Here is a 12,210-nt window from a genome sequence, read left to right as displayed (position 1 = left end):
TCGATTGATGCGTATCATGCACGAAAGTTGTTCGCCTTCGGCGATGGTTTGCGCCGCGCGCACGAGCCACGGTGTCCTGCATGAGCACCGTGAACGTCGACGCCACCTCTCCCAGCCCGCGCGCCCGGGCGGTCATCCTCGGAGCGATCACGACGCTCGTCGCGACCGCGGTCCACCACGTCTACGGCGGCGTTCGGTACGCGACGCCGTGGCGCCTCCACGGCGCCGCCGTCGCGCTCGCGCTCTGCGTCCCCATCGCGCTGGCGTACGCGGGGCACCGGCGGAGCCCGGGCACGCGCGCCGGCCGCATCTCCGGGGGCTCGCTCGCGGCGCTCGCCCTCGCGTTCCCAGTGACGTCGATCGGGCTCTTCGAGGGCGCATACAACCACCTCGCGAAGAACGTCCTCTTCTTCGCGGGCGCGCCTCGCGACCTGCTCCTCCGGATGTTCCCGCCGCCCACCTACGAGCTCCCCAGCGATGCCTTCTTCGAGATCACCGGCGCCGGGCAGATCGTCCCCGCGGCGATCACCGCGATCGCGGCCCTCGGCCTGATCGGCGACCTGCGCCGCCGTGTCACGAGGCTCGCGCCCGGGGCCGTGCTCGGCGCGCGCGAGCTCGTGGGTGTCCACGGCGAGCGGATCCACATCCCCGATCCCACGCGGATCGTGCACCTCCAGCTCCGTCGCTTCGCAGGCTGTCCGGTGTGCAACCTCCACCTCCGCTCGATCACCGTCCGTCACGACGAGATCGCGGCGGCCGGGATCCGCGAGGTGGTCGTGTTCCACTCGAGCGCCGACGAGCTCCGGCTCCACGCCGACGGGCTCCCCTTCGCCGTGGTGCCCGATTCCGAGAAGCGGCTGTACGCGGAGCTCGGCGCCGAGCCGTCGCTCCTCTCGGTGTTCGATCCGCGCGTGTGGCCCACCATCGTCCGCTCGGTGGCGCGGAGCGCGATCGCGATCCTTCGGGGACGCGAGCGGCCGCCCGCGCTGATCCCGACCGGCGGTCGCTTCGGGCTCCCGGCCGACTTCCTCGTCGCGCCCGACGGCTGCGTGCTCGCGAGCAAGTACGGCGAGCACGCGGGCGATCAGTGGTCGGTCGACGAGATCCTCGCGCTGACGCGCGCGCCTGCGGTGTCGAGCGTGCGCGCGGCCGCCGAGGTGTGCGCGCGGTGATGGAGCCACCCGAGGGCTCGGCCAACGACAACCTCGACGGTCTGCTTGAAGTCGTAGCCAGGAAGACGAGCCGCTCCCGCCCTTCATCGTCCCAGCTCTCGATCCGTACCGCAGCTTACACATTGAACCCGTCGAACTCCGCCACGAGCGGTCCCCTCCGCTTCGCCTCGAACCTGGCCTCGCCGGCGCCGTCCCCCCAGACGTGACCGCGGCTATTCGGCTTCGGCGAAGCGTCTCGTGGGCCTCGCCGCTCGGCCCCCTAGCTGACCACTTGGTTGACGAACACTCAACCTGAGGGGCGTTCCCTCGTCAGCGGACGGCGCAGACTGGCCATCACAGCCGAGCTAGCCGTCCATCATCGAGCACCACCCATGGAGATGACGTCGAATACGCCTCGGTCCCGGCAATCGGCAGGCTTGGTGCATCCGCGAGCCGATCGAGTCCTTCTCGGAGCTTCATGCCATGATCGGTGAGCCGATAGACCAGCGATAGCATCGGGTAGCCATCAGCCGGCTTCGGTCCCGTCGCCCGCTCCACAACCGCACTCGAATCGTGATCTGCCCATTGCTCCAGCCGGCGTGGTAGGAACAGATCGCCCGTGCAGTCGAGGAACTCCCACAACTCGGCGCCCAATTGCGATTTTTGGCCGCACACGACCAACGGAGTCTGCCACTCCGTCGACAGAAGAGCCAATATGAGCTCGTCGAATCGGCTGAGGCGTATGGCTCCTCTCGTGCTCCTTCTTGGAAAGAAGGAAGAGAGAAGCGCCCACAAGGGAGCGAGCTCTGGGAACCCTTTGACGCCACGTGTGCACCTTTCGACGAAAGGCAATGGATTCGTATCGACGTACCTCTCCCAGAGGCGGACGGCACGATCGTAGCGTTCCCGTGGCCAGGGGCGCGCCTTGTCGAGGCGCTCCAGAAGAACCTCGTCAGGATGATCAGACACCGATGCGGAGCAGTCGAACGGAGGCAGCGGTTCCTCGGGGATCCTTGAGCGGTGTACTGGATCAAAATCGACGACAAAGACATTGTGACGCGCGATCCCTAGGTGACGCAACCAGCTACAGGCCCTCCAGAGGTTAACTCGCTCGTGGAGACTCGGTGACACCCACAGGACAACGGGCAGATCCCAGCGGATATCCGATGAATAGAGCCGGTCCCACTCTTCGAACGAAGACCACCATGCCTCACGCGCCCGGGCATGCTCCATGGCATCCATTCGACTCGGCCCGATAATAAGGCAGTCGGACGCACGCACCGTATTACCCGCGCCGAGTCGTACCAGGCGCTCTGTTGTCGGTGTGTCGAAGGTAACATGCGTTGCGTCCCGAATGGACTTCTGGATCGTCGTGTTCATTCAAACCCACACCGATAGCACTCGTCGTACGTGTATCTTTTTTGAGCTGACAGTCGCGCCGACAGACTGCGCAAAGAGATTTGCCGCCATCGACAATTCGGTTACACGGATAGCCTTTGTCCTGACAGTCGACGTACATGCCTGTGCATGACCTATCTGGAGTGCAACCAGCCATCTCTTCAGTGGCGCCGCTCCCCACGTCGCCACCGTTCCCGAACCAGTCCCCCGTAGCTGCTGACCCCGGTGGGTATGGTTCTCCAGCCCCTGTGCCTTCCGTCCCCCTAAGATAGCACTCGCCCACGTCGTAGTTGCATGCCCACACCGTGAGACCGAGAGGAATAAGAACAGGGATCGCCTTCAATTTCAGCCTGTGGCGCATGCTCCCCCTCCAAGTTTTTCCAGATGCGTGTGCGGAGGGGCGGCGTCAACTGTGATTCAGGGCATGGGTTGCGTCCCTGCGGCTACGGCTTGTCAACTTCGCCCCGGTCCGAAGCCGAGCTCGAGCTGAGCGCAGCGGGTTGCACATCGTCGCGGCCGAGCTCGGCGCGGACCATCGGAGGTCGAGGCGCACGTCGGCGCGGCCGTCCGGGACGCGTCGATCCCAGAGACTCGGGCTCTGCTCGCCGAATCTCTCTTTGACGCCCACGTCATGCCCAGAAAGATCGTGCGCGCTCTCATAACGCCTGTCGCGGCTCGGCCAGGGCTTCCACCATGTCCATGCGCTTACTCGGCAAGATCGGCTTGCTCTACGTCGGTGCGCTCGTCGTGGTTCCGGCGCCGGCCCAGGCACTCGAGTTCCACGGCGGCGTGAGCGTGGGCGGGATCCAGATCGGGACCGAACCCAGGCTTGCCGTGAGCCCATTCGCCGGATGGCTCTGGCGCAGCGAGGGGGACTTCCGGCTCGAAGTCCACAACATGTTCAGCATCGTTCCAGGGGCAGGTATCGGGGTCTACGATCGAACGGCAGTCACTCTTGGGTATGCCACGAAGACAACAGTGGATCATCTCCTCCAGGTAGAAGCGCCGCGCGAGTTCGTGGCCGTCGCCGTCCACCTGGTCGAGCTCGGCCACGTCGACGGCGACCTCCTCACGCGCGCGCTCGGCATCGCGGCCTGGAGTGAGATTCCTGGAACTCGGCGTGACCGTCCGCCTTGCTGGTATCGGCCTCATGTGCGGTGTCCCGCAGGCCCGGGCGCGTCGCCGCCAACGCGCTACCGGGGCGTGTTCACAGAGCCTCTGCGTCGACCCTACTCGGGGAGGCGCAGCGTGTCGACGGCGATGCCGTCCTCCCCCGTGATCACATTGCCGGTCCATTCCCAGCTCGTTCCGCCCGGGCCCGGCAGCCCGATCTCGAAGGTGACCCCCTCCAGCGTGAGCTGGTCCTCGTCGAGGTAGGCGATGCCGATCGAGTCGCCGCCGCGCCCGGGGCCGCCGTAGCCGCCGTCGCCTCCGAGGCCGCCGCTGCCACCCTTGCAGGACCACGTGCCGTCCCCCACGGCGCCGCCTGGCATGCCCCAGCCGCCCTTGCCGCCTTGCTCCGGCTCCCCGCCGTCGCCGCCTTGGCCCCCGTCGCGGGCGGTGATGATGCTATCGCGCACCGTCAGCTTGGCATGGAGCGCCAGGATGCCGATGCTCGGCTGGCCGTTCTCGCCCCCTCGGCCGCCCCGCCCCCCGCAGCCGCCCGCGCCTCCGGAGCCGCCCGCTGCGCCAGCGCCGCTCGTCGTTTCACCGCTGAGATTCGAGGATCCGCAGGCCGCTGAAACACTCAACGCAAAGAGGAGAAGCCAGGAGCGCATGCCCCTACCGTAGCAAGCGGAGCGTTCCTCTCCGAATGCAGCGTGTGTTGCTACCCAGACGACCCAGGTCGCCGAACCGCGCTCACCGCGCACCAGGTCGCCGGACCTGCCCGGGAGCGGGCGCGAGGGCGCGGCGGAGGTGCGCGCCGCTCCCGACCGGCGGTCGCTTCGGGCTCCCGGCCGACTTCCTCGTCGCCCCCGACGGCTGCGTGCTCGCGAGCAAGTACGGCGAGCACGCGGGCGATCAGTGGTCGGTCGACGAGGTCCTCGCGCTGACGCGTGCGCCTGCGATGTCGAGCGTGCGCGCGGCCGCCGAGGTGTGCGCGCGGTGATGGAGCACCTCCCGGTGGCTCCGGTGACGAGGACGCTCACGGCTCATGCGCACCAGCGCGAGCGGCCGAATCATGCTCGCGCTGTTTCGGCCTGGCGGGGCCGCGGCCTTCTCCCCAGGGGGCCGCGTTCATTCCACAGCCTGCGTGGGTCTCCTACGGTGAGCACTGCATGACGCCGTCGTCCGCGTCCGTGCAGCTCTGGAATCCGAGCGAGCTGCACAGCGCACTCGCGCAAGCACAGGTCACCTGACCCTCGCACGCGAGCGGACGAGGCTGGCAATAGTACGGGGTACCGGCGGCGTCGTTGAAACCGCGAAAGCAGACGTGGTCGTCATCGCAGCCGGTGCAATCGGGTCGGACGCCGCAAAGCTCGATCGGCACACACTGCCCGGTCCAGCAGCGGTTGTCTGCAACGCTCGGCAGCGTTCCCTCCGGGCACTCGGGGGGCAGGGCGTCGCACTCGGCGAAAAGGGGACTACAGTTGTGGGAGGTAGCGACGGTGCAGCGACCGGCGAAGCACATAGCGCGCTCGACCGCGTAGCGCTCACAACGATACTGGTCACAGTCCTCGGCACAGGCTTCGGGGGCCTCCGCCGAAGCGGGATAGGCGCCGCAGGTGCAGCAATCGGAGGCCAGTCTGCAATCTTCGTCGACCGAGCATTCCGGCTCAGCACCGCCCTGACCCGCAGTCCCGCCCGAACCAGAGCCCCCGGTCCCCCCAGTCCCGCCGGAGCCTGCGCTGCCGCCCGTCGAACCCGTGCTACTGGTCTCGCTAGCGCCGTCGCTCGTCGTCTGGCCACAAGCGAGGACGAGCGTGGTGAGTAGCGTCAACTGGCACAAATTGGCATAGATGTTCGTCATGGCGACTTCTCAGCAAGATGCATTCCTCGCGGGCCGCTCGCGTGGGACGACGCGCTTGACCCAATTGTACGAATTCATCGATCTGCTCGGCGGGCGCTCCCCGATCCAGTACGATCCAGAGGCGATGAAGCTCGTCGCACCCAGCGCCGCGCTCGCGCCGTTCGTGCGCGCGTTCATGCTCGTGGAGGTCGACGAGGAGACGACGCACGTGCGTCTGCCCGAGCTGGGGCTCGTGCTCGGCGTGCGCTCGAGAAGCGGTTCAGGCGCGCCGTGGGCGCGACGCCGAAGCAGCTCGCGAGCGGCCCGAGCAGATCCGGATGCAGGCTCGTCTCCGGTTCGTTCAGCGCCAGCAGCAGCGGTGGCCTCGGGCTCAGCAGCGCCGCCAGGAGGCAGAGATAGCGCGCCGTGCCGTCCGAGAGCTCGCGGGCGTCGAGCGGCCAGCGCGCTCTCCCAGCGACATGGACCGGCGGCCGGCGCCAGCCGGTGGACGAGCACTCGAGCCGCGCAGGCAGCCGCGAGTGCTGCACGCTTGAGCGCCGGTGTGAGCCGCGGGTGGCTCCAGGCCGGTACCATTCCGCGCCTCGCGGCGGGGCCGCATGCGGGCAACTCGTGACTCATTCAGCGAGACATCCTGTTCACGGTGCACGACCTCTGCACGATCCTACCCCCGACCCAGGAGGACGGGCCCGGGGTCTACAACCAGACCTCGGTTGACATCGGGTACGCGTGGAAGGACGGCAACGTCAGCGCAGGGCCGTCTCTCGCGTTCTATGTCATGCCGGCGTGCGGCGTCAGAGACCGAGGAGCACGACCGGCTCGTGCGCGCGGATCCAGGCATCGACGGGCGACCGATGGCGCGGCCTGCGGCGTCGCATCCAAGACGGATTCCATGGTAGGTTCATGAACCATTCTTTCGGGGGATTCTCATCCGGTGGTCGAAGCGCGCGGACTCCCACCTCGCCCTTCTGCACCTCGCCTGCGGGGTCATCACCTGGCGCGCGCCTGCCTACTGGGATAGGATCTTAGGCAAACGGGTGGCGAAAGAGGCGCTCGCCGGGCTGCGCGATGCGGCACCCGTTCCTCACACTCTCTGCCATTCAAGGCAACGGAGGATTGATGGATAAGAAGAAAACGACGTCTTCGAGGGGCGCCTCGAAGCCAGCGAGGAAAGCGGACCCGGTCCCATTCGCCGGTACCGTGAGCGGGTCGCGCACGTTCGCCCAGTCGTTCACGGTGACGTGGACGCCGTCGTCCACGTGCGCCGAGATCGCTGTCACCATCACGGCAGGCGGCTCTCTCCTCACGAGCAACACGTTCACGCCAGACACCGCCACGCAGCGCGTGAGCGGATCCGACGGGACTTTCTCCGTGGACGGCTTGCTGATCGCCGCCTTCAACTCCAGCGGGACGACGGGAACACTGCTCGCGCAACCCCTGAGCTTTGACGCCCCCACCACCGGGCAGCAGACGTTCAGCGGCGCCATCGGTCTCTGGTAAACGGCCGGCAGTCGGCGGGGCCGCGCGGGCGCCCGCGTCGAGGTACGGCCCGGACTTCCGCGCTCCCTCTGCGGACGGCGCCGGACAGCGGTTGCGCGATCGCCAGTCAGCGCCTCGCCGTCACCCTCGCGGTCTGCGTTGTCGAGGGTACACTGACTGCCGAATTCGCCCGGTCGGGGGCGACCGGGACGCTGTTCTGTTGCGATGGCAAGTCCGCGGGCCAGGGGGGCTGATCCGTACCCCTGCACCGGCATGATCGGATTTCGTCAAACGGCTTTGAAATTGCGAGGCCGTCGGACTTCATGCGGGGGGCCTTTCGTTCCGACGTCCGTCCATGGGGTGAGTGATGCGAGCTTCCGCGGTAGAGCAGCCATTCTTTTCGCGCGTCGCGGAGCAGACGACCGCGACGCTCTACGAGCGACAAGCCGCCCCCGGCGCGGGCGGGTGGTTCGCCTTCGTCGCCTTCGCCGCGCCCCCGCAGCCCGAGGCCCTCTCCTTCGCTGGATCCTGGTCGAGCTACCTGGGCGACCCCCGGCGCGGCGAGAACGGCGGCCTCTACGTCGTCGCCGCCTCGCGCCCGGCCGATCCGGCCGCCTACCTCGCCGCCTTCCTCCACGTCGTCCAGACCCTCAACACGCAGACTGGCAACTTCGCCTACCGCTACCTCTTCATCGGCGACCCGACATCCGGCGACCCCACGGCCTACCCCGGCGTCATCCCCTTCTTCACGACCTCGCCGGACCCTTCGCAGCCCGGGCAGATCACGAGTGCAACGACGGTCGCGGCGCGCAACGTGGGCCTCGTCTTCGCGCAGGGCGTCCGGGTCTACGGCGACGTGGGCACGTCGTCGCTGCGCCTCGCCTCCTACGGGGGTGCGCTCATCTCCTTGCTCTCGAGCAAATACACCCCGAAGAACATCACGACGCTGACCTCCGATGTGATCTTCCCGCTCGATGGCGCGGCGGCCGGGGCCTTCGGCTTCGGCGTCACACTCCTCTCTTCGAACGTCCCCGCCAACGACGACTTCACGCTGCTCGACGTGGGGCTCAAATACTTCACCGAGCGCGGCGGGCGCATCCTCAGCCAGCGCTACCCTGTCTTCGGCCCGACCGTCGACGGCTCGCCCGTCCCTTTCAAGGTCAGCTTCGACCCGCTGCGCCCGCTCGCGCACGGCCGCACGGCCTTCACCTTCGCGGGCGACGGCTCGACGTGCGCGCCCATGCAGAGCGCGCTGCGCGACACGTTCGTCCACGGGGTGAACCTCGTCCCGACCGCCGGCGCGGCGGCGCTCGTCCTGCAGCGGGACACTGTGGCCGTCGCCTCGCCCGGAGGCCCGCAGCAAGACTTCTATTATCTCGTGCCGTCAGGGCCGTTCGCGCTCGCCGCGGGCGACTCGCAGCCGCCGGCCACGCGCGTCATGTGCGGGCTGTCGCCGACGGAGAACGTGATCTTCGATCCGCCCGGCTCCGTCATCACCTTTCACCCGGATCAGCCGGCCTTCTCGCCGCTGCTCGCGAACGCGCCGGCCGCGCAGGGCGCGCCGCGCCTGACGGATCGGTATGTCACGGCCTGGGCCACCATCACGGCCAAGGTCGGCGCGGCGCCCGGCCCCGCGCCGACCTACCTCGCACAGCCGCAGGGGAGCGCGCTGTTCGCTTCGGGCGGCAGCCCGACGACGTATCTTGAGCACCGGGAGGTGCCGGCCTGCGTGCTGACCGACGCCTCGGCCGACGCCTCGTTCCCGATGGTCGGCTACGGCGCGGTCGTCTTCGGCGCGCACCACGACACGTTCAGCCAGGGCGACGTGTCGCGGCTCGAATCGGACGTCCTCTCGGTCGAGCGCCGCGCGCGCCTCACGGCGCACGGGCGACTGCCGACGCGGGAGTCGGCCGCCAGGCCGCAGGGCGACACCCCGCCGCACGCGACGACGCCGCAGGGCTTCGTCGTCGATCTGGCGACCGACGGCAGCGGCGCGTGGAAGCGGCTCCACCTCGCGCAGACCTCCTGGTCGCCCGACCCGGCGAAGGTGCCCAGGGCCGTGATGACGCTCGCCTTCGACGACGTGGACGACACGTTGCGCGCGGCCTTCCAGACGAACCAGCAGCTCCTTGTCGTCACGCAGCCGCGCGTGCCCTGGACCCTCGACGGGGCGGCGGGCGCGGCCGGCACCGTCTTCGAGAGCGTGCTGGCGCCGCAGGGGTGGCCCTTCGACCTCCGCGTCGGCGAGGGCTCGAACCCGGGCGACTTCCGGAACGTCCTCATCTTCAAGTTCTGCGACGGCTCGCTCGACTCACGCATCGACGACGCGGCGCGCTGGACGGCCGCCGCGGAATTCAATGCCGATCCCGACTCGGTCGCCGCGTGGCTGCGCGCCTACGTCGAGGAGGCCAAGCAGCTCGCGCGAGGGCCGGACGGCGCCTACTTCCAGCGCTTCGTCGACGCCGTGAAGAACGACGCGTGGCGCGGCATCCTGGCGCTGCGCGTGAACGTGGACGCCTCCGCCCTGCCGCAGGAGCTGCGCGGCCTGGTCGCCGGCATCGACCTGACGCAGCTCGATGCGCACCACATCGGCGTGGACATCAGCTTCGTGGACACGTCGGGCGGTGGGTTCAAGCCCGACGGCAACAGCTCGGTCTTCGCGACCGTCTACTACGTCGATCCCGTCTACGCCGGCAACCTCGCGGCCGGCGCGAGCCCTGATCTGCCGATCCCCGTCGCCGCGCAGGTGGACTACGCCTTCCGCGTCCTCACGCTCAAGGCGCTCTTCGTCAACGCGGAGATCGCGGCCTTCTCGAGCAAGTCGCAAATCACGCTCAACCGCGTCTTCGGCGAGCAGGTCGGCGCGCTCGCGCTCGACGGCGTCGTCGCGCCGAGCCACTCGGTCGTCCTCGACGGCCAATACCAGAGCCACGATGGCGTCGGCACCTACGTCTTCCAGACCAACGCCAAGGCGCGCTTCCTGCTGGTGAGCAATCTCTGGCGCGGCTTCGAGACCGACCGCGCGAGCTTCGCCACGCTGCGCGCGCCGGCGACAGGCACCGTCCTCTCGCGCTTCACCTTCGCCGGCTACCTCGATTTCGCCGTGCTCTCGACCTCCGACGGCCAGACGAGCGCCCCGTTCGACCTGCTCTCGTTCGGCGGCGAAGGGGCGGGCGACGACCCGCGCGGGTCGGGCCTACCGTTCTCGGGGCTTCACCTCGACATGACGTTCGACACGGCCGCGCCCGGCTCGCCGTCCTTCGCCTTCGTCATCGACCAGATGACGTTCGCGCCGACGGCCCAGCAGGCGCGCGCGGCGAGCCTCTACGCGCGGATGCCGCTCACGCTCGCCGGGATCACGTCGGGGGCGGGCACACCGCGGGATCTCGGCTACCTGGCCGTCAATGTGCCGTCGCTGCCGGCCGACCCGCTCGGCGACGCCTGGTACGGGCTCGTCTATACGCTCGACCTCGGCACGGCCGGCGCGCTCGCGGCGAAGGTGGGTTTCACGGCGCGGCTGCTCGTCGCGTGGGGGCCGGGCAGCGCCGCCCCGTCCTTCCGCGTCTCGGTCGGGCTTGCGCTGCCGGGCACAGGCGCCGGCAACACGGGAGCGCTCTCGCTCCAGGGCGTGCTCAAGCTGACCATCGATCGCATCCTGCTCTACCGCGATCCCGTCTCGGCCACCTTCGTCCTGCGCCTGATGAACGTCGCGCTCTCGCTGCTCGGCGTCTCGCTTCCGCCGGGCACCACGACCGCCTTCATCGTCTACGGGAACCCCGCGCCGGGCCAGCGCGACGTGGTCGGCTGGTACGCGGCCGTGAACCGCGAAAAGAAGCCGGAGCTGCTCGCGCCCACGGGAGAACGCTGATGCCGCGAATGATCTTCTGGAACGTCAATGTATTCAGCGAGGACAAGTTCTTCATCCGCGAGCGCGAGCGCAAGCGCGATGAGGAGGAGGCCTGGGGCGAGGACGCCGCGCAGAACTACCTCAAGGTGCTCTTCAACGCCATCACGGCGAACAACCCCGACTTCATCGTCATCGTCGAGGCGCGGCCCGGCAGCAACACCGGCGAAGGGACGCTGCTCAGCGACGGCGGCGCGATGCAGCTGCTGCGCTACCTGCGCGCCAACGACAGCGCGCAGTGGGCGCTCGTCCCGCCCGTCATCAGCGGGCTCGGCAACGCCGGTGAGGGCATCGCCGTCTACTTCCGCCGCACCGCGACGCTCTACTTCACGGGGCCGTGGCGCTGGCCCGGCGGCGCGGGGCCGGCCGCGCCGGGCGTCATGGTCGGAGACTACCGGTCGCAGTACCAAGACGCCTTCTCGAACCCGGTCGACAACCGCACGGTGCCCGGCGGGAACAACCTGTACAACGCGGGGGAGATCGAGCGCAAGCTCGCCGGCCAGTGGCGCTACTTCGGGGGTGGCGGAGGAGGAGGCGGCGGGGGCGCAGGGGCGGCCCCCGCGCCGATCGGTTTCGGCGGCGACGGCACGCGCTCGCCATTCCGCACGACGTTCTATGATTCGGCGACAACGCCGGGGCGGAACTACAGCATCCTCGCCTGCCACGCCGCGCCCAGCCAGTTACCCACCCCGGCCACGGCGCCCTCGACGCTCGCCACGCAGGCCATCGGCAACCTCCACGAGGTGCAGAACATCGGCGCCAACGAGACCATCGTCGTCGTCGGCGACTTCAACGTGAGCCTCTTCGTGGCGGCGGCCACGGCCGTCGCCTACGCGCCGTTCGCCGCCAACTACGTGCAGGTCATCAACACGGTCGGGGGGGCGGCTCTCCCGGCCGGCTACCCGGCCCGGGGCTACCTCTCCACGCACATCGTCTCGGACAACCACGCGACGCCCTCGAACGCGAGGGGCTACCCGGCCTTCGGCTACATGTCGGAACTGGATGCGTACGGACAGTACGACTCCATCGACAATGCGTTCGTCCGCAACGGCGCGGTCGCCAGCGCGACCATTGCCAATCTCATCACCGGCGCGCCGTACACAGCCGTCATGCCCGTGCCCGCGGGGATGCCGCCGGGCACGCTCACCTACGCCTCGGCCCTCAGCGACCCGAAGTCGCTCAACTCGCCCAAGGGATACGACCCGGCCGGGGACGACTTCGACGACGAGACCGAATGGTTCCTCGACATCGTCAACTACGGGCTCGTTTACGGCGTGAGCGACCACCTCCCGCTGGTCTTTGACTTCTAA

At 68.8% G+C, this 12,210-nt stretch carries 6 protein-coding genes and 4 pseudogenes; 5 read left to right on the top strand and 5 right to left on the bottom strand.

The window, feature by feature from the left end:
* Positions 1 to 80: 80 nt before the first annotated feature.
* The gene (locus ACSRUE_RS17765; RefSeq protein ID WP_441292020.1) at positions 81 to 1,172 is read left to right on the top strand and encodes a peroxiredoxin-like family protein; all 1,092 of its coding nucleotides are present in this window, start codon (positions 81 to 83) and stop codon (positions 1,170 to 1,172) included.
* Positions 1,173 to 1,505: 333 nt separating this feature from the next.
* Here ACSRUE_RS17765 and ACSRUE_RS17760 read toward each other — a convergent pair whose 3' ends face one another.
* The 3 genes and pseudogenes from ACSRUE_RS17760 to ACSRUE_RS17750 all read right to left on the bottom strand — a co-directional run.
* Positions 1,506 to 2,531 (bottom strand): hypothetical protein, encoded by a 1,026-nt coding sequence (locus ACSRUE_RS17760; RefSeq protein ID WP_441292019.1) that lies wholly within the window; start codon positions 2,529 to 2,531, stop codon positions 1,506 to 1,508.
* Positions 2,532 to 3,254: 723 nt separating this feature from the next.
* On the bottom strand, positions 3,255 to 3,701 hold the full coding sequence (locus ACSRUE_RS17755; protein WP_441292018.1) for a hypothetical protein: 447 nt from the start codon (positions 3,699 to 3,701) through the stop codon (positions 3,255 to 3,257).
* 77 nt (positions 3,702 to 3,778) lie between these two features.
* Positions 3,779 to 4,255: pseudogene (locus ACSRUE_RS17750) on the bottom strand (hypothetical protein); the annotation flags it as partial.
* 221 nt (positions 4,256 to 4,476) lie between these two features.
* Between ACSRUE_RS17750 and ACSRUE_RS17745 the strand changes: the two are divergent.
* Positions 4,477 to 4,659, top strand: a pseudogene (locus ACSRUE_RS17745) (AhpC/TSA family protein); the annotation flags it as partial.
* A gap of 1,157 nt (positions 4,660 to 5,816) precedes the next feature.
* Here the strand turns inward: ACSRUE_RS17745 and ACSRUE_RS17740 are convergent.
* Positions 5,817 to 5,957: pseudogene (locus ACSRUE_RS17740) on the bottom strand (AAA family ATPase); the annotation flags it as partial.
* A gap of 474 nt (positions 5,958 to 6,431) precedes the next feature.
* Here ACSRUE_RS17740 and ACSRUE_RS17735 point away from each other — a divergent pair.
* Positions 6,432 to 6,521 (top strand): annotated as a pseudogene (locus ACSRUE_RS17735) (IS5/IS1182 family transposase); the annotation flags it as partial.
* A gap of 96 nt (positions 6,522 to 6,617) precedes the next feature.
* Here the strand turns inward: ACSRUE_RS17735 and ACSRUE_RS17730 are convergent.
* Positions 6,618 to 7,004, bottom strand: a complete 387-nt coding sequence (locus ACSRUE_RS17730; protein WP_441292017.1) for a hypothetical protein — start codon at positions 7,002 to 7,004, stop codon at positions 6,618 to 6,620.
* A 359-nt stretch (positions 7,005 to 7,363) separates the two neighbouring features.
* On the opposite strand from ACSRUE_RS17730, the gene ACSRUE_RS17725 reads away from it, so the two are divergent.
* Together ACSRUE_RS17725 and ACSRUE_RS17720 are read left to right on the top strand one after the other, a co-directional pair.
* Positions 7,364 to 10,864, top strand: coding sequence for a hypothetical protein (locus ACSRUE_RS17725; protein ID WP_441292016.1), 3,501 nt, complete (start codon positions 7,364 to 7,366; stop codon positions 10,862 to 10,864).
* A complete protein-coding gene (locus ACSRUE_RS17720; RefSeq protein ID WP_441292015.1) occupies positions 10,864 to 12,210 on the top strand; it encodes a hypothetical protein in 1,347 nt (448 codons plus the stop codon). Before ACSRUE_RS17725 ends, ACSRUE_RS17720 begins: the two co-directional genes overlap by 1 nt.

Source organism: Sorangium sp. KYC3313, assembly GCF_052075895.1.
Lineage (GTDB): Bacteria > Myxococcota_A > Polyangia > Polyangiales > Polyangiaceae > Sorangium > Sorangium cellulosum_B.
This window is presented reverse-complemented; position numbering and strand designations above follow the sequence as displayed.

Coding starts and splice junctions, on each gene's coding strand:
- ACSRUE_RS17765 (WP_441292020.1), top strand. CDS start 81: ATGAGCACCGTGAACGTCGACGCCACCTCTCCCAGCCCGCGCGCCCGG.
- ACSRUE_RS17760 (WP_441292019.1), bottom strand. CDS start 2,531: ATGAACACGACGATCCAGAAGTCCATTCGGGACGCAACGCATGTTACC.
- ACSRUE_RS17755 (WP_441292018.1), bottom strand. CDS start 3,701: ATGAGGCCGATACCAGCAAGGCGGACGGTCACGCCGAGTTCCAGGAAT.
- ACSRUE_RS17730 (WP_441292017.1), bottom strand. CDS start 7,004: ATGGCGCCGCTGAACGTCTGCTGCCCGGTGGTGGGGGCGTCAAAGCTC.
- ACSRUE_RS17725 (WP_441292016.1), top strand. CDS start 7,364: ATGCGAGCTTCCGCGGTAGAGCAGCCATTCTTTTCGCGCGTCGCGGAG.
- ACSRUE_RS17720 (WP_441292015.1), top strand. CDS start 10,864: ATGCCGCGAATGATCTTCTGGAACGTCAATGTATTCAGCGAGGACAAG.